The organism is Priestia sp. YIM B13552 (assembly GCF_042787775.1).
GTDB lineage: Bacteria > Bacillota > Bacilli > Bacillales > Bacillaceae_H > Priestia > Priestia megaterium_E.
In genome coordinates this window covers 257,112-277,022 of sequence record NZ_JBHZOU010000005.1, presented here as the reverse complement: position 1 = coordinate 277,022, position 19,911 = coordinate 257,112, and the positions used below count along the sequence as shown (strand labels likewise).

Below are 19,911 nucleotides of genomic sequence, written 5' to 3'. Positions count from 1 at the left end.
GAAAATATGAGCTCAATTTCTTTATTTCTTACTTGTGATCGTTCATTTAATCACCGTATTTTTTTCTGTACGTGAGAAACGTTATTAAATATATAACTGAAATCATCGTCAGAAATATTAGTGGCGAAATACCAATGCCATCATAGGAACTTTTCCCTTGAAAAGTCCGATAAATGGACTCTACAACTTCTAAAATCAGCATACCTATAACTACTACAAATGCGTATGATTGAGCCTTCGTGTTGATAAACTTCTTTCTTTCGTCACCTTTTCGCGAAGATGATGAAACAAAAATCAAAATTCCGCAAACTAACAGGATGAATGAATACACAATTTTAACCCAATCCATTTTACTCCTCCTTATAATAAATGTAAAAAGTATTTTACATTTATTATTGTAGCATCAGTTCCAAAAATGTCAAACTCTTTTTACATTGTAAATTATTTGTATGGAAGAATCGCTATAAAAAAGTGGATATCTTTAAAATGGTTTTATAAAACAAAGTCACGTTACAAAGTGACTTAAATCAACTTCACTGCTAAAATGGAAGTAACAGGAATTTTCGCGTTTCACCAACTAAAAGTGAGGTGGGTTGTTTGGTTCTTCATAAAAAAACAGTTTCTTTTGTTGCTCTTTTCTTGTTGTTATTAGTGATAAGCTCGAATTATGTGTTATATCATTCTTCTTTTGGACTTCAGTCGTTGCCTGCTAATCTAACCGGAGTGGTAGTAGGTTCTATTTTAGATTTAAGCCTTGTCGCTCCGCTCTTGTTTTTAGCCTGGCAGCGTAAGTTTAGCGTGAAATATTTTATCGTATTAATGGCCACAGGTCTTATTGCTGCGCGTTTTATCATTCCGAGTGAATACTTGGCTTCTTTTCAGTCGGTTATGTGGCTAGGTGTTGGAATAGAAGGAGTACTCATTTTATTTGAACTTTCACTGCTGTTTATGCTAGTTAAAAACGTACCGCCTATTTTAAGAAGGATCAGATCAAGCACTTTGCCGCTTTTATTTTCTTTTTCGCGGGCTGTAAACGAAAAGTTCCCCAAACAAACTTTTATACACATCCTTTGTTCAGAAATGCTGATGTTTTACTATGCGTTTGGAACGTGGAAGAAGCAGCCGAGTACTGAAGGGAATACGTTTACTCTGTATAAACGCTCTAGTTTTATTACGTTTCAAATTATGATTATTCATGCGATTGTCATTGAAACATTAGGGCTTCACTGGCTGCTGCACAATACCTCTATCATTCTTTCAGTCGTTTTACTGATCCTTAATATTTATAGCATTATTTTCTTCATAGGAGATATTCAAGCATTAAGGCTTAACCCTTTACGAGTGGAAGAGGATCGCATATACATTTCGTTTGGTTTAGCTAAGCGTATGGAAATCTCTTTTAAAGATATTGAAGAAATAATAGAAGACACTCACATCCTGAAACAAAAAATACCCAGCACCACGATTGAATTTATCGCACGCGATTTTGAAACCGTTCATCCTGATCTTTTACTAACATTAAAATCTCCAGTAGAGGCGACGCTTTTTATGGGAATTAAAAAGAAATACCAGCAGGTCGCCATTCGTGTAGATGATCCACATGCGTTTAAGAAAATAGTCAAAGAACGTTTGGAGAAAGCTAAGCGGGATGAGCTGATCTAGAATTCTAGAAAGATAAGGCTTTATAGAGATATCTATAAGGTCTTTTTGCTGTTGATTAGTTACCGGACATAAATAGTGAAGTGCTAGCTGTATTTTAGTAAAATGGAAGTAATAGGTAACATAGTGAAGGGGGATAGGAATGGGAATTTTTTTAAAAGGGAAAGAGAAGTATTTAAACTCTATAGAATGGCTATCTGAAAACTCAATCCATTTAAGCAAACCAACTGAATGTACGCTGCAAGAGTTTGAATTTCTCCGTCATATCGTAAAAGATAAGAGAATTGTGTGGTTAGGGGAAAACGGTCATAACATAAGAGAACATAATATGATGAAGTCAAAAATAATAGAATTTCTACATAAAGAAATGAATTTTACCGTACTGGCATTTGAGAGCGGCTTAGCGGAATGCTACAGCGCTAATGAGTTAAAGAAAGAGTTTACAGATGAAGACTTTTTAAAAAACGCCGTTTATTCTTTATGGGCCACAAAGGAAAATATGCCCTTGTTTCAGCTGATGAAAAAATCAGATTTAAGTTTAATAGGAATAGATATTAACCCTTCTTCTAATCCTGATCTTTTCGTAAAATTTGTTCAGCAGCTGAGTCCCGTAGTGTCTGAAGACGTAATAGAAAAGATAGAATACATTGAAGCAGGCGTATATAAATGGTACTACCAGCTAGGGCAATATAAAGCAAAAAGAAAAAAAGTCCCAGCAGAAATGCTACGTGAGTTTGAAGAGTTTAAAGAAAAAGTAAGCGCGGTGATAGGAGATTTAGAAGCCTATCTACATGAAGAATACGTTTTGTATCTTGAAAATCAAGAGCTTGTATGTAAGGTTAAAATGATTATTCGATGCCTGCAAAATCGCTTGTATTTTATTAACCATATTCACCATAACCACCGAACGTATAAAAAAGTAAGAGAAAAAAGGATGAAAGAAAATCTAGAGTGGGTTTGTCAAGATCTGTATCCTGACGAGAAAATTATTATTTGGGCCCATAACCTTCATATCTTTAAACAATACAAAACGTTTACGGGATTTGAACCTCTAGGAGCAATTGTCTCTAATGAGATAAAAAAACAGTCTTATTACTTAGGCTTATTTATGTATGAAGGTGAAATACATACGGATACAGGGCAGCCATATAAAATAGAGAAGCCACCTAAAAAAAGTCTAGAGGACTATATGCATCAAGTGCAATCACCGGCCTTATTTACTGATTTCTCACAGCTTGAAAAAAACTCAGACAACAAATGGATATTTACTAAAACGATCTTTTTAGAAAGTGGTACTATGCCAACTTTATTTGTACCACGTGACCAGCTAGACGGTGCTTTATTTGTTGAGTCTGTGTCTACGCCTGAGTATCTTAAACGCAGTAAAAATAAATAAGAAATCGTAATGAACAAAGAAGAGGTGTACATTGAAAATCTATAATTTTAGTAAAGAACATGGCAAAAAAGTAGAAAAATATCAGTCGCATTTAGCTACTTACGTAAAAATGATTCAAACAAACGAAGCAGCTACGATCGGTTATATGTATATAGACGGAGAAGGAACCGTAGGATATCACGAAGCGCCTATACCTCAGTTATTTATCGTAGTCGAAGGTGAAGGGTGGGTAACAGGAGAGGACCAAAAGCGAATTTCGATTAAACGTGGAGAAGCGGCACTGTGGGAAAAAGGAGAATGGCATATGTCGGGAAGTGAAGAAGGTATGACTGCCATTGTCATTCAATCGGAGGAGCTACATCCTGAAGCATTTATGGAGATAAAAAAACAGCACGCTTAGATGACTTATCCAAGCGTGCTGCTTTTCTATAAGACTTTGAATTTTTTTAGAGCAAATTCAATACCGTCTTCACCCGATTTCTTCGTTACAAAATCAGCGGCGCTTTTTAACTTATTAGATCCGTTGCCCATCGCAATTCCAAGGCCGGCTAATTCTATCATATCAATATCATTTTCTCCGTCTCCGAATGCAATAGCCTCGGATTGATGGATGTTAAAATAGTCTAAGACCTTCAGGATAGCTACCGATTTTGTGATTTCTTCTTGAAGCACACTTACGATAAAAGGGTGCCATCTTTTAAATAGTAAATGAGGAAATCGCTGTGCATACTGCTCGGCGGTTTCCTCATTGGCATACAAGCACATTAAATAAATATCTTCGTCATAAATACGCTCATTAATTTGAGGATAATCACTGAGCGATAGCGTTTCCTTCAGGGCTTTTAAAATATTATCATCTTTAATCCCGTTCATGCTGAGCTCTTTTGTATAAAATGAAAGACCGTGATTTTGCGAGGCTGCGTATTCAAAGACTTCGTGCGCAACGTCCTTATCCATGGACAGCTTATGAATAACTTTTTCATCGTGTACAGTAAACGCTCCGTTCGCGGTAATGAGCGTATCTATACCTAATTCTCTAATTTCTTCACAGAGAGATAAAGGCCTTCCGGTAGCGGCTACGATTTTTAATCCTTTGTGCTTTAAACTTTTTACAATCTCTCGAGTTTTGGTGGAAATAGTCCCGTTTTCGTGATGAGTAAGAGTTCCATCTACGTCAAAGAATACAATTTTATAGCTCATAGTAATCTCCTTATTTAAACAGCTCGATCTTTTTTTACATTTACAAGCAGTAGCGCACAGGCAAAAATAGCAGCTACATATAAAAACGCAGAAACAACCGGTTTATGTAAAAAAGCAGTATGATTGTATGAAGAGTCATACAAATAAAGAGCCGCTAGAAATAGAAAAGGCAGTAGTTTTTTCATGTTGTCACCTCCTGGTTTTATTATACATATTTTCCTTGTATTTGTATGTAATCTTAATAAGAGTGATAGAATAATAGTATTTTATATAAGCAAAGAGAAAGAGAAGTGACGAATATGACTGTACATCACTATATAGGATCTCCTTATGAATTGCCTACAGGAAGTTTTGGCACAAAAGAAAAGTTGATTACAATCTATGAAAAAGAAGAAGATGCGTACGGTATTAGTGTTAATCGTTTAACCGACGGGTATAGCGACATCAAGCACGTATTCACCTTGCCATATATCTATGAATTATCTTGTGATACACATCCTAAATCGATAAGAGGGCTGTTTACTTATATTGAAGAACAGCTGATAGAGGGCTGTCACATTGAATTATATTCATGCTTAGACGGTGATGAAGCGGATGAAAAAGATTTAAGTCTAGATATGAGTATTAACTTAAAAACGCTGTATTTTGGAAAGTATTATAAATTAGACAAAAAGAAGTATATCTATGAATTAGGGGAAATGTTCAAATTTGAAGACAAACAATTTGTAGTGGTGGTGAAATGAGGGGATTAGCCTATAACCTTTAGATAAGAGTTATAGGCTAACCAGTTTAGGCAGACTAATATTTATAAAAAAGGCTTAATATACGGAAAGCTCAAACCAAAATAAATAACAAACGACATAAGCAAGTAACAGCCAATAACACTTCTTCTAACAGGTGTAGAAGCTTTCTTTAGCCAGCCCCAGTGCTTATCTTCATAGTCAAAAATAAAGTAATCTAAAATGATGGATAGCGTGATAATAACCGCAATTAGTAACAGGCCCATATGTATCCTCGCTTTCGGTTTATGAAATTATTACCATTTATAACAATATACCTTATTATTCCATTCATTACAAAGTAATTTTCTATAAACGGTTTATTGACACTACTAGATTATGGTAAAATTCACAGAGTATAGTAGGATCATTTTTCAAAGAAAGATGGGAAGAAGTTGGATGTCGTAAAAGAAGTGAAGCTATTAAAATATCAAATGAGTCTCATGAAGCACATGATTAACGCAGAGGAACATCCTTTTTTTATGTTTGTGATTGATCATGAATTTGAAGAAAACCAAGTAAAGGCATTTTTAAACATGCTAGGTGTGTTTAGCTGTCGAATCAAGGGTGAAGACATTTCTACCTTTTATCAAAATGATCAGCTGTTCTCTCAATTTAATCTTCCGTTGGATAAATTATATGCGTCAGAACAACCAACTTTAGAGGAATTAAAATCGGTTGTTGCTAAAATCTTTTATCAGGAATTTGAACTAGAATATTTATTGTGCAGTTTAAAGAAGCAGTGTATTCAAATGGAAGTATGTGACTTTTTATTGCAGCGTTTAAAAATAGATTTGAAATAAATAATCTAAGAGTGTGTTTAAACGTGGAAATTTTAAAAGTAGAGGAGGATAGGTGAGATGGCGCGAATTATTAATTTCTGGTCATTTATCTTTACGCTACTGTGCGTTGGTTTCTTTTTCATCGCTTTTTATTATCCAGCGTTATTGAATATCAATCTTTGTTTAGCAATTATTCTATTTTGTATTGGTATCGCAGGGTTCTTTGGAATAAACAATTGGGTATCGGCTCTGAGAAGTATTTTGACAGTAATAATTAGCGGTGGATTAATCCTAGTAACAGGGTTTATTATCTTTACCGGCTATCTTTTCTCATAGCTCGTACATAAGAAGTACAACGATGAAATTATGAATCGTTGTGGATAAGAACTTTTGTGGTGTTTACTTTGTCATTGACTTCATACAGCTTTTTAACGTATAAAAGAGGGCTACATCGTTATCCCTCTTTTAAGTAAGCTTGTTAAGTAACCAGCTGTTTTTTAACTCATTTATTTACATTCAAAAGAATAATCATTAATAATTGAATTATGTATTTCTACTATGGCTTCTCCGCCGTTATCATAACATCTTGAGGTCAAAGTTTTTATCTCTGAACTATTAAAAAAGCTAGAACAGTTAATTAATACAGAGATTACTAGTAGTAAAGTAAGTAGAACAATTATGATTTCTTTTATTCTAGATTCAACGATAGATTTAATTTTTCATTCTCCTTTGCAATTTATATTAAGAGCTATAGGCGTAGTAACAATGAGTCAGAACGTTTAAATTTCAAGAGCTTGATTTTCGGATAGTCGAAAATCAAGCTTTTATTCTTTCATATAGAAATTTCAATAACCCTATCTAAATCTCGATTTTCTTACATTTTTAATTGACCTGTTTTATTCATAGTCAACCGTTGTTCCTCCAAACATAAACGTAATAATTCCTAATATAAAGAGTAGCTGAGAAATCATGCCTACTATACTGCAAATCAGACCGGCAATCGCGAGTCCTTTACCGCTTTGATTCGTAGCAGCTATTTGATTTGATGCTTTTTTGTAGAAGATGATTCCAATAATCCCTGTAATAAACCCAATGATTGGAATAAAAATAGATACGATACCTAGAGTTAGAGAAACAATAGAGTTGGTGTTTACTTGAGGTTTTGTATTAGTTTCCAATGAATTCACTCCCTATAAATTATATTTTTTTGATTATACCATAAAAAGGAATAATATCCTTTTTCCTAATAAAAGTAGAAATTTTTAGAATTATATGTGCCCCAGTATATGTTCTATTCGTTGTTTCATCAGACGTATGAAGGTATGTGCAAAAGAAACGCAGCTTTTGACTTTCCTATAAGAAAACCAGCTTTGTAGAGTATATTTACTGAGATAGCAGATTCTGCGTCATAAAATCAATTAACCTAAATTAAGGAAAATATGATACAATAATCCATAAGGATGTGAATAAATGGAATTGTTTATACCGGATGCTTTTCTGTATGTGTCATTTGCGATTATGACGGCATTCTTTGTACATGCTGCTATTAAACTAGCTACATTTCAAACAATACATAAGCATGTTTGTCTGCAGCAAAAGGACATGTATCTCATACAAAATGTGAATCTTTTACGGGCTCAGGATCTCATAAGCTGCGTGTATTACAAATTTAAATTTATATATTCTGTTCACAGACAAGAAGCAATAGGTGAACAAGATGATGAAGGTCCGCATTCGCCAGTATTTTTTTCGTTTAACTAAAAAATACTGGAGGAATATAAATGTTAAAACATAAAAAGAAGATTTTCTTTATTGTCGTTTCCATTTTTCTACTTGCCGGCTGTGATTCAGCAAACGTGATTCAAAGTTCGCACACTCACTTTTTTGATCACTATTTTATTTATCCTTTTTCACTACTGATTTTGTTTATAGGAAATACGTGGCTTCATCAAAGTATTGGTTTTTCAATTATGCTTGTGACGGTTGGCGTACGTATGCTGCTGGCGCCTTTAAACATTCTTCAATATAAAAATCAGCTGAGCAACAAACGTATCCAGCCTCAGCTTCAAGAGCTAAAAGAGAAGTACAAAGATAAAGATCCTGAGAGTCAGCAGCAATATCAGCGTGAAATGATGGAACTTCTTAAAGAAAATGGAGCCAATCCTCTTATGGGATGCCTTCCTTTACTTGTTCAGCTTCCCGTCTTTTCAATCGTGTACTATGCGATTAGACGAATAGATGAAATTAGCGCATCATCTTTTTTATGGCTTGACTTAGGACATGCAGATCCGTATTTTATTCTTCCAATCGCGGCGGCAGTTGCTACGTACTTACAGTCAAAAGTTATGCAAAGTGATGTAGAAGGAGTGGATCAATCGCAAGCAGTGTTATCTCGAATTCTTTCGCCTCTCATGGTGCTTTCATTTGGAATCTTTTCACCATCTGGTCTTGTTTTATACTGGATGACGGGCAGTTTGTTTATGATTTTTCAGTCTTTTGTATTAAAGAAGGTTGTTCAAGAAAAAGTAGCGCTTGAAGCAAAATAAAGAGATTAAAAGGTTGCTCTGTTAGGAGCAGCCTTTTAGTGAAAGGAGGGAGCATTATGAAGAAATATATTCTTTCATTCGGCGTAACAATTGGCACCATAGCACTTTTATTTTTTATCGGCAATACATTTCATATTTCGTTACTGTCAGTTCAGTGGATTTATGTAAATGAACCAGAAAATTTTCAAATGGAAGCAAAAGGCGGTTTGATACCGGTAGCCATCGGACTTATTCTTGGTTTTATAACCGACTACGTATTAAGTGAAAAAGAAAAAAAGCAGGGTCATCAATTATAGTGAAGAAAAAAGGATCTTTTATAGCAGATCCTTTTTTTATTTGTGATTTCGCTAAATAGGTCAGGCAAGAATAGTACAGGCAGATGTTGTCATACATATTACGGTCATCAAAAACAAATGAAGAGGCAGCAAACCTTTATGTTATCATCGACTTTTTATAGTTTACTAGCTATAATTGGTATTAAATAGTCATTTTTGTAAATAAAAGGTGATTCTGTGTGCTGTCAAAATGACTAAATTAGTTACTTTCTATGACTACACCTAACTCTACTAATAGAGAAAGTGAAGTGAGCAAATGACAAATCTTTTAGAAGTTAGAAACATGGCGAAATCGTTTGGCCAAAATGAGGTTTTAAAAGATGTTTCATTTCATGTACCTCCTGGATCGATTGTGGGATTTATTGGTGATAACGGAGCGGGTAAATCTACGACGTTTAAAGCAGTACTAGGATTAATTTCGAGAGATAGCGGTACTGTCGAAATATTTGGTGAAGACAATTTGAATACAGATGCGACGATTAAAGAAGATATTGGAGTCGTGTTTGATGCGATTAATCTGCCGGTTTCTTTGACCATAAAACAGTTAAACAACGTTTTTAAGAAACTATTTAATTCTTGGGAAGAAGCTGGTTTTCACCGGTTGATTCGTTCGTTTTCGTTGCCGGAAGATAAAAAAATACATATGTTTTCGCGCGGCATGTCGATGAAATTATCTCTAGCTGTAGCGCTGTCTCACCGTGCTAAATTATTGCTGTTAGATGAAGCGACAGGAGGACTGGATCCTTCGTCTAGAGAGCAAATACTAGATGAATTAAAAGCATTTGTCAGCGATGGCAGCAGCGGAATTTTGCTTTCGTCTCACATTATGAGCGACGTCGAAAAAATAGCGAGCCACCTTGTTGTGATTAAAAACGGTGAGGTTTTATTAAATGAAGAAAAAGAGAAAGTTTTTCAAGAGTATGCAATTGCCGTTATGAATGAAGAACAGCTGAACTTACTTCCTGAAGATGTAGTAGTGGCAAAAAGAACGTATGATACGTCTGTCCGTGTACTCGTATCAGATAAGCATCAACTGCCAGATGAAACTATAACTGACCCGATGTCGATGGAAGAACTAAGCGTGCTTTTAACAAGGAGTGAAACGTAAATGAGAGGTCTATTGTTAACGAACTACTACCTCATTCACCGAAGCTTTTTGACTTACACAGCGCTCGCCATAGTTATTTCTGCGGTCATCTTTTATTTTGCGGATCCTTCATTTTACCGTATTATAGCGATGTTAATTATTTTATTAATGGCAATGCCAGCGCTTGAAGTAATCAAATTAGAAAGTAAGACCGGCTATGACAAATACGCGCTTACTCTTCCGATTAGTCGAAAAAATGTGGTGCAAAGCCACTATATTTTTTACTTTTTAATTGTCGTCAGCGGAACCATCCTATCCTATGCTGTTTTTTCAATGTATTCGCTTATTTCCAAGAGTGCAGTAGAGGATATAGTAAATATCGTTTCGTTTGGTACATTTATCGTACTTTTCGCTGGTGCACTTGCTTATCCGCTTCTTTACGTATTCGGAGCAGAGAAATCTGACGGAATAGTACTTGGAGGAGGCATGGGAGGCCTTTTCGTTGCGATTGCTTTACAGGGAGCTGTTGGCTATTTCGTCGAGATATTAGCGGCATCAAGCTTACCGATTGCTTCTTCTTTGCATGTTCCTATCTTATATACTCTTTTGGGGATGGTAATGTATATTGCTTCTTACTTTATTGCGCTGTCTATCTACCAGAAGAGAGAATTTTAGTATGAATTGGTTTTGAAGTAAAGACTACAAAGCGTTCGTTAAGGCTATTTATCAACAAATAATTCAAACAAAAAAACAGCCACAACATTTGATAAACTAAGCAAACAAGATCTCAAAAATATAACGGATGTCATTGGTGATCAAGCTTAAGTGATAAGCACTTTTACAAAAGTTAATTGTGTCCTCTATACACATGTATTATAGTAAAAGATGCAGTTTTAAAATGAGAAAGGAGATTATATGGGGAATTCGTTTAAACATGCTTCAAATGTATCAAAAACCGCTTTTATTGCTACACTGATTTTGTATATCATTATTGTAGCATCTTTTATTCCGTCAATTGTATTTGCGGGAGCTTTCTTTGCTATAGTAATTAAAATAGCAGCAGCACTTTTAATCTTAGTAACAATCCTAGGAATGATTTATTCGCTCTTCATTAAAGGCGGTCAAAAATTTCTTTTTTTACTGTTACATGCCGCTTCTTTATTTATTGTGTTGTTTAGTATCTCTGCTTTTATGCTCGCTAAAAGCGCTGAGTTGACATAGTGAAGAGGAATTACATATGCAAAAAAGGCAGGAGAAACCCTGCCTTTTTTATTTTTGTATGATTTCAAGAGGACTCGTATGTTCTGGAGAGGCACTGCTGACTATTTGGCTAAACTTGTTTAACAAGAAGAAAAGAAGGAAAAGGAAGAAAAAGGAGATGTGATAATTTGGAAATGATCATAACCTTGGAAGCTGCGGGTTTTTCTAACTTTATCCTGTTATAAAAGAGGAGAGATTAATACAATGAAATGGTACAAGCACGCGCTCATTCCTTTAGCTATAGGCCTTTTAAGCTTCGTATGTTTTATGATTTATAGTAAAGCAGCAGGAAATACGAGTCTTCAGCTAAACCAGGCGCTGTTTATTTCAATAGGTATAGGTATTGGAGCAGTCCCGGTCTCATTTTTTGTAGAGTACCAAAAGAACAAAGAAAATAAAAAGTTTCATAGCTAAGTTATTTACGGAATGGCCCCTAGTTCTTTATTTTGTTGGAAAAGGTGGCGTATTTTATATCTGTCTAGTCCTCATGAACTAACCTATTGATATGTTAGTATTAGATGAAACAATTTTTTTAGGTGTTAAAGTCTGTAATCTACGAAATTCATGTAACTAAGCATCCCATGGATTCGAATGTAATTAAATCAACGGGGATAGTCCTGGAGTTCACTCGTTAATTCTTCTACACTGTCAAATTATGTTGATGGAACTCTGCACACATCTCGGCTGAATCCTATTAAAGAGCTGAAAAGCCACTAATTACTATCAGTGGCCTAGAGAAATCCTTATTATCGCTGTTCTGATTCAACCAAAATTTTAACTTGGTTTTTTTCCTTAATCAGGCTTTCGAATCCTTCTTCAATTACATCGTCTAGAGCTATCTTTTTCGTTACTAACTTTTCGGCTGAGAAGTAGCCTTTTTGCATGAGAGATAATACCGCTGGGAACACGTTACGATAGCCAATGATTCCTTTAACAGTTCGTTCTTTAATTACAATATCATTTGGTAGGATTTCTGCTCCTTTTTCCCATATGCTAACGATAATAGTTTCTCCACCAATTCCTGTAGATTGGATTGCTTGACGTAATACAATAGGTACGCCTGTTACTTCAAAAGATACATCTACGCCACTGTCAGTTAATCTACCAATTTCAGCTACCGTATCTTCAACTTCAGCAGGATTGATGATGATTGCTCCTAATTCTTCTGCTTTCGCTTGTCTTTCTGGAGATAATTCAACTGCATAAATATCGGTTGCACCTGCTGCTTTCAACGCTTCAATGACAAGAAGTCCAATGGGGCCACATCCAAATACAGCAACTTTGTCTCCTGCTTTCACTTTACTTGAACGTACTGCATAAAGAGCTACTGCCGCTGGTTCTACTAGAGCACCTTGTTCATAAGATAAATCATCTGGAAGTTTGAATAAAAGTTCTTCGTCTACAGCAACATATTCACTAAGACCTCCACCGCCTCCGGCTAAACCTAAGAATCCCATTTGTTCATCTAGGTTATAAGCACCTTGGTGTCCATGTGTAGCAAAGATTGGCTCAACTACCACACGATCACCCACTTTATAACGAGTTACACCTTCTCCAATCTCTACTACTTCACCTGAGAATTCATGTCCAAGGGTCACTGGAGCAACCTCATTAGTGAGAGGGTGCGGTCTATCAACTGGAATAAAGATGGGACCGCCTAAGTATTCATGCAAATCACTACCGCAAATTCCACACCATTTAACTTTCATTTTTACCTGACCAGCCTGTACAACCGGTTCATTTATTTCTTCAAGACGAATATCTTTTTGATTATGCCATCTTAGCGCCTTCATATACTACATCTCCTTGTGTCATTTCTTTTACTATACCTATAAGTATACAATCAGATATGCTTATGGTAAATTTAGTTAATATTAACGATTGTTAAGTAATACTTAACTAAAAGAAAAAGAGGGCATTATGAATATTGAACAGTTAAAACATATGGTGGAAATAGATAAAACGGGTTCACTAAAAGAAGCAGCTAATAATCTGCATATTACGTTACCTGCACTAAGCCAATCTATAAAAAATTTAGAGAAAGAACTAAATATAATGATTTTTCATCGTTCTAGAAGAGGATCTATTCCAACTGAAGAAGGTCATAGGTTAATTGAAAAGGCCAATTCTGCTTTATTGAAAATTCAAGAATTTATGGATGAAGCAGAAGCGTATACAAATACAATGAATGGTGAAATAAAGATTGCAACCTACCCAGGACCAATGGAGATTCTCGTTCACTTAATAACAGAAATTAAAAGAGAATATCCGAACATAAAGGCTTCTGTCTATGAAAATAGCACCGAGTATATTATAGATAAAGTTCTAGAGGGGGAGGTAGATGTAGGTTTTATTACTTATACAGAAAAAGAAGAAACAAAGTATCGGAACTTGGTATTTAAAAAGTTATTAGATGGCCATATGGTAGCTGCAGTAAATAAGAAGTCGCCATTAGCCAAACAAAGACTCATTACTGAAGAGATGTTGCTCAACCAGCCAATTGTTTTATATAACGATAAATATATTCAGGAATTTATGAAAGGCTTTAGTTCATTACCATTTGATATCTTGTTTACTACCAATAATGTAGATACAATTCGTAATACATTGGAAAATAATACGGCAATAAATATAGGATTTGACTACGCATTTAAAACAGATGCCGGCTTATCTAGAAGTGATCAATATGTAGTCGTTAACTTTGCTCCTCCGCATTACAAAACTTATTCTTTTGGCTACTTTTATAACGCTAATAATGGTCTTTCTAGAATAATAAGAGAATTCTTAAAGCGGATTCATAGAACTATAGTAAATAACGAATTATAAAGAATAAAGGTTAAAAAAGAATTATTTCAGAGAGAGGGAAATGTGTGAAACGTCATTTAACCTTAATTTTATCGTTATGTAGTAGTTTACTTGTTTTTTTATTGTCACTGTTTCAATGGGATTTAGATGATCGGATAGGGAAATACGTAAGTCCGTATATATGGTTATTCTTTGTCATTCCTTTCTTTTTACTACTAACGCTGTGGACAGGAATTTATCTGTTTAGCAGTAGAAAGTGGCTGCCTTTAGTCATTCAAGTGATAACCGTTGTGCTGTGGTTCTTCATTCCGTTTGAGCAGCTTAATTTAGACATAAACTTTAAACTCCATCAGCAGAAGAGAGAAGAAGTGGCAGCTAAAATACAAAAAGGTATTCTGAAACCGGATGAAACCAACTACCCATCGTTCCATTTTTTACCCAATGAACCCGACCTCTCATCTCTAGTTGATTTACCGAAAGAGTACGTGAGCGTATCTAGAGGTCGAGATGAGGTCGCAGTAGAAACCAAAGGAAAGACAACCTCCGTACTTTTCTTTACAAACCTTGGGATCTTAGGTCATTTCTCAGGCTTTGTGTATGACCCAAACAACCGTAAACCTTCATCGGGCGATTTTGGTCTGAAGTTTGAAGAAATAAAAAAGTTACAAAGGAATTGGTATTATATATCTTATTAGTAAAAAAACGAGCCTGAGACAAACGTATGTTAGCTCAAGTGAAAAACGGACCCTTGATCAACATGTTTGATGGGTGGTTCGTTTTTTTTGTTAGGATGAACGTAGATTTCACCTGTTTAGATTTCTTGCTTTATTCATTACTAAGAAGCGCAGTTTAGTTGAAAAATAACTAAAAGAATAAAAAGTGAGAATTTTTAAGAAAATTTTAATAACTGTCTAAGAAAATTCTAATTTCTCCTTTATTTTTTTGTAAGTTGTCTCCTTTAAAATGAAAGTAATCGAGTAGCCCACCTTATTTTGAATGGTTGAAAGCTCAATAAGGTTGTATGACGAAAATACGAATGGGTAACCTCACTACTTAAAATGGAGGCTGATGTACACTTATGAATCTAGAGGTTTTTCGAAATTACTCCTTGCAGCATTTGAAGAAAGATATACTATCGGGTATTGTTGTTGGCATTATAGCTATACCTTTAGGGTTAGGATTTGCGATAGCTTCTGGAATATCGCCTGTTACAGGACTTTATACAACGATTGTAGCGGGCTTGCTAATTGCTATTTTAGGTGGATGTAGGTTTCAAATCGCGGGACCTACCGGTGCATTTGTTCCTGTTTTATTAGGGATTGTGTTGCAATATGGCTATGAAAACTTATTAATTGCCGGCTTTATGTCCGGCATTCTCCTCATTATCTTTGCGCTATGTAAAGTAGGAGCTTTAATCAAGTATTTTCCGTCCTCTATTATTATAGGATTTCAGTCGGGAATCGCGCTGATTATCTTTAGCGGGCAGATACCAAACTTCCTTGGGCTGCACGCGATTGACAAATTTCAGTTTTTTCATTTGAATATAAAAGAGATCTTTGGTAATTTACACTTCATCAACATCTATAGTATCGCTACAGCAGGATTGTGCTTAGCTACGATTTTAATTGTTCTTTACTTTTCGCCTAAGTCGCTGGGAATGTCTTATTTACTCGGAATTATTGTATCAACGGGCTTGGCATCTTTTTTCTTTTCCAATCAGTTTGAAACCATTGGTTCCATTTACGGAGAGATACCTCGTCATTTTCCGGCGCCAGCGTTTCCAGATATAACAGTGGAGAGGGTGGTCACTCTTTTACCTTCTGCATTTGTCATTGCTATACTTGTAGGGTTACAGTCTTTACTGACAGCTCGTGTTGCAGATGAAATGACAAAATCAAAGCACAGCAGCAAAAAAGAACTGATTGGACAGGGAATCGTAAACATGGTAACGCCAATGTTTTCAGGTATTCCCGCAGCAGGAGAAATTGCAAGAACGGTTACCAATATTAAAAACGGCGCTTCATCTCCAATCGCAGGAATCACGCACGCTATCTTTGTGTTGATTGTGCTCTTGGTGCTTGCGCCGTACGCTTCATACGTGGCGCTTGCCAGTCTCGCTCCAGTTTTGATGGTCGTAGCGTGGAATATAAGTAAAAAAGAACAGTTTGCAAAAGTGATAAAAGAAAGATCATTTCATTCGCTGGTTTTACTCACGACTTTTTTGTTAACGGTATTTACAAATTTGACAGTAGGAATAGCCGTTGGATTATGCCTGTGTGGTGTACACTTTATGGTGAAAAAGAGTCAAGAAAAACAAAAGCTATTAAGAAAAACTGGTTAATGTAAGCATATAAAATAATACGCGTAAAAACCCCCGCTGTAGGCTTAGACAGTGGGGGTTTTAGTAGTAATGAAAAAGACTATCTCAATTACTTTCCTTCAAACCAACAGCGGGCGTTATCAAAAAGCATGTGCTGAATCTGCTGTTCGGTTACGCCTTTTCTTTTTAATTCCGGCACGACTTCTTCTAACACAAAGCTCATTGACCATTTTGGAAAACGTTCTTCAATTACGCCTTCTGGAAACCAGTCCATTGTACAGCAGTAGTCTTGTGATAGAAACATGCGGTTTGAGTATCCTTGTTTGGCTAACTCAATGACCGTGTTATTTCTATTTTCAGTTGAACATTCTCTTGTTAAACCGTAGCGGTCCATTCCAATAAAAGCCCCTTGATTTAAAATGTTTGAAATATATTCAAGGTTATCCGTATCTCCCGTATGTCCAATCAGAATTTGATTTGGATTAGCACCTTCTTCAAGTAAGATATCAAGCTGCTTTAAGCCTGTGCCGCTTGTCGGATGTGAATGGGTCATAATCGGCACGCCCGTTTTTTTATGAGCTCTTGCGACGGCACGCATTACTTTTTCTACATCGGCCGTTACGCCAGGTGCATCCGTAGCGCATTTTAGAAAGCCTGCTTTAATCGACGTGTTTTGAATGCCGACTTCGATATCTCGAACAAACAGATCTGCCATATAGTCAATGCTACGAGTTTGAAAATGGGTAGGGATGTAGTTATACGTATAAATTCCCGTAGCTGCGATGATTTGAGTGTCCGTTTCACGGGCAATTTTTTCAATAAAACGAATATCTCGCCCTTGTTCCATCACCGTAGGATCACAGATGGTTTTGACTCCGAGCTTCTTTGCGCGATTTACTTGTTCGACTGCTTTTGCCATTTCTTGTTTTTCATCATATAAATGAGGAAACTGTGCGTGAACAGATTCAGAACGAACGCGCATATGCTCATGAATTAACGTTAGCCCTAGTTCTGACGCGTTGACTGGGCCTGTTACAGAATTGATAAATGTCATAGTATGATTCCTTTCATAATCTACTTGTAAATTGAAAAGCGGGTGACCAGGTACATTTTTAATTTAATCTGTTTTATTTTTATATATGGACTACCGTTATAAAAAACACATATTGCATTATACAACATATTTATTGTCTTACACAACAGGCGGTACTTTTACTCCCTATGACAAAAAATCCTTCTTTCCAAGCAGAAAGAAGGACCATTCATATTGATCATTACCCAGCATTTACGCTGTAATGATCACCGTTTAATTTACGAAATTTTAGATAGCTGCCAACTCTCCAAATAACAATATATATAAAGGCTAGCGTCATCGTTAAGACCGCGAAGTCTATCGAATCTAACCCTTTAAAGTACTGGCTCAAAGCCATTCTTATGAAGATAATAGCAATAATCACATATTTAAAATTTTTATTTGGCTTTGAGTAAATGAAGCCGTCTTCTCTTACTTCATAGTCCGTTTGGCTAAGCATAATGAGCCCGAATATAACACCTAATACACCAGCAATCAGCATTTCCCAGTAGGGTGGTAAGTGAAAGGGCTGGCCCGGTATGTGCATCAGCTGACTTAGACTAAGGGAAAATGCAATCAATATGAAAAAAATAGGTGCTAATATACCAAGTCCATTCTTTTTAATGGGCTTATTTTTCTTTTTCATCTTTCTCCAAATAATGAGTCCAATAAGAGCGATAACAAATATATAAATAAGCAGCATTTCCATCGTTATTTTGCCTCCTTTTTTATTTCTACGTTCGTACAATCCACTATTTAGTATAAACAATAAAAGGATGAAGATAAAAGTGCATTCTTTCATTTTTTACACATGAGAATTCTCACTATTTTTTATCACTGCCCTTGTAGGTTTTGGTATACGCCACATTAACTGTTTCTTTCTTTTTTACCACAATATGTTAGAATTGTAGAAAACGAGAAAACATAGTGCAAGCAGGTTCCGTTTACACGCTGCCATAGTTATAGAGGTGAATGAGTTGAGGTTAGGAAATCAGCTAGAAAAATTAAGAGAAGAACAAAAAATGTCTCAAGAAGAGGTTGCTAAGCAAGTGGGTGTATCTGTACAAAACATACATAAGTGGGAAAATAATCAGAGCTACCCTGAGATCCAGCATCTTTTAAAGTTAGGGGACATCTATGGAACAACCATTGATGAATTTATTAAAAGTGATGCTGCGTTACAAAACAAAATAAACATTAGCGAAGAAGAAAAAGAAGACGACGATGAACTGCTTCATCCAGGTTTTTATATCGGAATTGGTATTATGTTTCTTGGTACTTTTCTTAGCTTGATTATCGGCAATCTTACAATCACCATGGTGACCAACATCGCTGGAATGCTAATTGCTTGTTTTTATAAAGGTATCTTAAAACTTTTAAAAGACGTCAAAAAAGATTTTTATGAACAAGGATAAAAGCGTAAGCTATCTGATGAAATAGCAGAAAAATAATGAGGTGTACCGTGTGAAAGAATTAAATGTGAGTTTTATGACCCTATCTTTTTTATGTTTAGTAAGCTATTACTTGTTTCGAGTAGGAGCATACGCTTTAGCCAATAGGTATATAGACAAAACGCCTGAAGGAAGTGTTTCCAATTTGGCGCTTAGTGTACTTGTTAGAGGGGGTAAAAAAATGGAGGTTAGTGATTATGTCACGTGGGCAGGGTTTTGTGTATTTTTGAACCTTGTGTAGTCAAATTAAAAAAGTAAGGAACTATCTTCTTATTTTAAAAGGAAGAAGCGCTGTCTCACATGGTCTTTGAGCTCAAATGATACAAGGGTGAAAACATATAAAATCCTTAAAACGAATAGTATAGGTTATCAATGAAACCTAAAGCAAAAAGGTGGCGTAGTGATGATCAAGTCAAAGCTTTTGTGGAAAGTTATTGGCCTAGAAATCTTAGTTATCTTTTGGTTTGTGGTAAACGGTGCATACGTGAGCATGACGCATCCTACTACACATTATCTTCAGTTTTTAGGAATCATCCCTTTGGCGATTGGAATAGCATTTTATCTAACAAAAACAAAAAAGTGGCCGCATTTTTTCTCCTTTCAACAAAACATGTCGTTTAGAACGAGAATCCTGTTTCTTTCTCCGCTTCTTTTGTATTTGCTTATTATCCTCATTGGCAACAAAGGTGTACACGGAAATTCCATTGTTGATCTTATTCTTGTTTTGCTTACCCAAACTCTAGTCATAGCATTTGTAGAAGAGATGGTATTTAGAGGATTTATCCTTAATCTGCTTTTAGCAAAAAGCTATAAAGTGGCGGTTCTTCTATCATCGTTCCTATTTGCTTTTACCCATAGTTTGAATATGCTAAGCGGTCAATCCGTAGCAAATACAATTTTTCAAATTTTATTTGCATTTGTTATTGGGATGGTACTGGCTTTGCTGATCGTTAATGGTCAATCGATTGGAATTACGATTGTATTCCACGGCTTAAACAATTTTCTCCAGTTTACAAGCCCTGTTGACGCTAACGATTCTTTACTCGTTAATTACGCGATGCTTTTATTTTTAAGCGGATATGCTTTTTATTTATGGAATCGACAATCTACTTTATCTGTTTCTCATAATCAAGTTAGTGGCTAATTAAAAGAGGCTGGGACAAAAGTAGTTTAGTTAAAGGTGAATCCGAACGAGGAATGGAGATTCTTGATGGAGAAT

General features: G+C 35.6%; 26 protein-coding genes. 18 read left to right on the top strand and 8 right to left on the bottom strand.

Features of this window, described 5'->3' with window-relative positions:
* Positions 1–46: 46 nt before the first annotated feature.
* Complete coding sequence (locus tag ACFX40_RS20700; protein WP_060745200.1) at positions 47–349, bottom strand: hypothetical protein; 303 nt, start codon at positions 347–349, stop codon at positions 47–49.
* 248 nt (positions 350–597) lie between these two features.
* Between ACFX40_RS20700 and ACFX40_RS20695 the strand changes: the two genes are divergently transcribed.
* The 3 genes from ACFX40_RS20695 (at position 598) to ACFX40_RS20685 (ending at position 3,455) form a co-directional block, all read left to right on the top strand.
* Positions 598–1,662, top strand: a complete 1,065-nt coding sequence (locus ACFX40_RS20695) for a beta-carotene 15,15'-monooxygenase (RefSeq protein ID WP_377256107.1) — start codon at positions 598–600, stop codon at positions 1,660–1,662.
* Positions 1,663–1,801: 139 nt separating this feature from the next.
* The gene (locus tag ACFX40_RS20690; protein WP_377256105.1) at positions 1,802–3,055 is read left to right on the top strand and encodes an erythromycin esterase family protein; all 1,254 of its coding nucleotides are present in this window, start codon (positions 1,802–1,804) and stop codon (positions 3,053–3,055) included.
* Positions 3,056–3,086: 31 nt separating this feature from the next.
* Positions 3,087–3,455: a cupin domain-containing protein gene (locus tag ACFX40_RS20685; protein ID WP_098334287.1), complete on the top strand. Its 369-nt coding sequence runs from the start codon at positions 3,087–3,089 to the stop codon at positions 3,453–3,455.
* 26 nt (positions 3,456–3,481) lie between these two features.
* Here the strand turns inward: ACFX40_RS20685 and ACFX40_RS20680 are convergent, their stop codons facing one another.
* Complete coding sequence (locus ACFX40_RS20680; RefSeq protein WP_033580202.1) at positions 3,482–4,255, bottom strand: Cof-type HAD-IIB family hydrolase; 774 nt, start codon at positions 4,253–4,255, stop codon at positions 3,482–3,484.
* 14 nt (positions 4,256–4,269) lie between these two features.
* Positions 4,270–4,440, bottom strand: coding sequence for a hypothetical protein (locus ACFX40_RS20675; protein WP_016766569.1), 171 nt, complete (start codon positions 4,438–4,440; stop codon positions 4,270–4,272).
* A gap of 114 nt (positions 4,441–4,554) precedes the next feature.
* Here ACFX40_RS20675 and ACFX40_RS20670 point away from each other — a divergent pair, with 114 nt between their 5' ends.
* Positions 4,555–4,998: a hypothetical protein gene (locus tag ACFX40_RS20670; RefSeq protein ID WP_098524895.1), complete on the top strand. Its 444-nt coding sequence runs from the start codon at positions 4,555–4,557 to the stop codon at positions 4,996–4,998.
* A gap of 62 nt (positions 4,999–5,060) precedes the next feature.
* Here ACFX40_RS20670 and ACFX40_RS20665 read toward each other — a convergent pair whose 3' ends face one another.
* Positions 5,061–5,261: a hypothetical protein gene (locus ACFX40_RS20665; protein WP_060745205.1), complete on the bottom strand. Its 201-nt coding sequence runs from the start codon at positions 5,259–5,261 to the stop codon at positions 5,061–5,063.
* A gap of 168 nt (positions 5,262–5,429) precedes the next feature.
* Here ACFX40_RS20665 and ACFX40_RS20660 point away from each other — a divergent pair, with 168 nt between their 5' ends.
* Together ACFX40_RS20660 and ACFX40_RS20655 are read left to right on the top strand one after the other, a co-directional pair.
* On the top strand, positions 5,430–5,837 hold the full coding sequence (locus tag ACFX40_RS20660) for a DUF1878 family protein (RefSeq protein WP_033580205.1): 408 nt from the start codon (positions 5,430–5,432) through the stop codon (positions 5,835–5,837).
* A gap of 57 nt (positions 5,838–5,894) precedes the next feature.
* Positions 5,895–6,152 (top strand): hypothetical protein, encoded by a 258-nt coding sequence (locus tag ACFX40_RS20655; RefSeq protein WP_098334289.1) that lies wholly within the window; start codon positions 5,895–5,897, stop codon positions 6,150–6,152.
* 560 nt (positions 6,153–6,712) lie between these two features.
* Here ACFX40_RS20655 and ACFX40_RS20650 read toward each other — a convergent pair.
* A complete protein-coding gene (locus ACFX40_RS20650; RefSeq protein ID WP_033580207.1) occupies positions 6,713–6,994 on the bottom strand; it encodes a DUF4190 domain-containing protein in 282 nt (93 codons plus the stop codon).
* 292 nt (positions 6,995–7,286) lie between these two features.
* Here ACFX40_RS20650 and ACFX40_RS20645 point away from each other — a divergent pair, with 292 nt between their 5' ends.
* From ACFX40_RS20645 to ACFX40_RS20615, 7 genes are all read left to right on the top strand, one after another.
* On the top strand, positions 7,287–7,577 hold the full coding sequence (locus tag ACFX40_RS20645; RefSeq protein WP_377256100.1) for a hypothetical protein: 291 nt from the start codon (positions 7,287–7,289) through the stop codon (positions 7,575–7,577).
* 20 nt (positions 7,578–7,597) lie between these two features.
* Positions 7,598–8,362: a membrane protein insertase YidC gene (yidC, locus tag ACFX40_RS20640; protein WP_377256097.1), complete on the top strand. Its 765-nt coding sequence runs from the start codon at positions 7,598–7,600 to the stop codon at positions 8,360–8,362.
* Positions 8,363–8,418: 56 nt separating this feature from the next.
* Entirely contained in the window at positions 8,419–8,658 is a 240-nt protein-coding gene (locus tag ACFX40_RS20635; protein ID WP_098247964.1) for a hypothetical protein, read from the top strand.
* Between the two features lie 295 nt (positions 8,659–8,953).
* Positions 8,954–9,805, top strand: coding sequence for an ABC transporter ATP-binding protein (locus tag ACFX40_RS20630; protein ID WP_377256094.1), 852 nt, complete (start codon positions 8,954–8,956; stop codon positions 9,803–9,805).
* Complete coding sequence (locus ACFX40_RS20625) at positions 9,806–10,459, top strand: ABC-2 transporter permease (protein WP_377256092.1); 654 nt, start codon at positions 9,806–9,808, stop codon at positions 10,457–10,459.
* Between the two features lie 240 nt (positions 10,460–10,699).
* Positions 10,700–11,005, top strand: a complete 306-nt coding sequence (locus tag ACFX40_RS20620; RefSeq protein ID WP_028409438.1) for a hypothetical protein — start codon at positions 10,700–10,702, stop codon at positions 11,003–11,005.
* Positions 11,006–11,248: 243 nt separating this feature from the next.
* The gene (locus tag ACFX40_RS20615; RefSeq protein WP_060745214.1) at positions 11,249–11,458 is read left to right on the top strand and encodes a hypothetical protein; all 210 of its coding nucleotides are present in this window, start codon (positions 11,249–11,251) and stop codon (positions 11,456–11,458) included.
* A 332-nt stretch (positions 11,459–11,790) separates the two neighbouring features.
* On the opposite strand, the gene ACFX40_RS20610 is transcribed toward ACFX40_RS20615, so the two are convergent.
* Positions 11,791–12,837 (bottom strand): 2,3-butanediol dehydrogenase, encoded by a 1,047-nt coding sequence (locus ACFX40_RS20610; RefSeq protein ID WP_377256089.1) that lies wholly within the window; start codon positions 12,835–12,837, stop codon positions 11,791–11,793.
* Between the two features lie 127 nt (positions 12,838–12,964).
* Between ACFX40_RS20610 and ACFX40_RS20605 the strand changes: the two genes are divergently transcribed.
* From ACFX40_RS20605 to ACFX40_RS20595, 3 genes are all read left to right on the top strand, one after another.
* Positions 12,965–13,870 (top strand): LysR family transcriptional regulator, encoded by a 906-nt coding sequence (locus ACFX40_RS20605; RefSeq protein ID WP_098334296.1) that lies wholly within the window; start codon positions 12,965–12,967, stop codon positions 13,868–13,870.
* Positions 13,871–13,914: 44 nt separating this feature from the next.
* Positions 13,915–14,544 (top strand): hypothetical protein, encoded by a 630-nt coding sequence (locus ACFX40_RS20600; protein ID WP_098524814.1) that lies wholly within the window; start codon positions 13,915–13,917, stop codon positions 14,542–14,544.
* Positions 14,545–14,927: 383 nt separating this feature from the next.
* The gene (locus tag ACFX40_RS20595; RefSeq protein ID WP_098580045.1) at positions 14,928–16,190 is read left to right on the top strand and encodes a SulP family inorganic anion transporter; all 1,263 of its coding nucleotides are present in this window, start codon (positions 14,928–14,930) and stop codon (positions 16,188–16,190) included.
* Between the two features lie 88 nt (positions 16,191–16,278).
* On the opposite strand, the gene ACFX40_RS20590 is transcribed toward ACFX40_RS20595, so the two are convergent.
* Both ACFX40_RS20590 and ACFX40_RS20585 read right to left on the bottom strand, forming a co-directional pair.
* On the bottom strand, positions 16,279–17,223 hold the full coding sequence (locus ACFX40_RS20590; protein WP_377256086.1) for a phosphotriesterase family protein: 945 nt from the start codon (positions 17,221–17,223) through the stop codon (positions 16,279–16,281).
* A 220-nt stretch (positions 17,224–17,443) separates the two neighbouring features.
* Positions 17,444–17,950, bottom strand: a complete 507-nt coding sequence (locus ACFX40_RS20585) for a CcdC protein domain-containing protein (protein WP_176543638.1) — start codon at positions 17,948–17,950, stop codon at positions 17,444–17,446.
* A 268-nt stretch (positions 17,951–18,218) separates the two neighbouring features.
* Here ACFX40_RS20585 and ACFX40_RS20580 point away from each other — a divergent pair, with 268 nt between their 5' ends.
* Positions 18,219–18,656, top strand: coding sequence for a helix-turn-helix domain-containing protein (locus ACFX40_RS20580; protein ID WP_377256082.1), 438 nt, complete (start codon positions 18,219–18,221; stop codon positions 18,654–18,656).
* Between the two features lie 439 nt (positions 18,657–19,095).
* Complete coding sequence (locus ACFX40_RS20575) at positions 19,096–19,836, top strand: CPBP family intramembrane glutamic endopeptidase (RefSeq protein WP_377256079.1); 741 nt, start codon at positions 19,096–19,098, stop codon at positions 19,834–19,836.
* Positions 19,837–19,911: the final 75 nt, after the last annotated feature.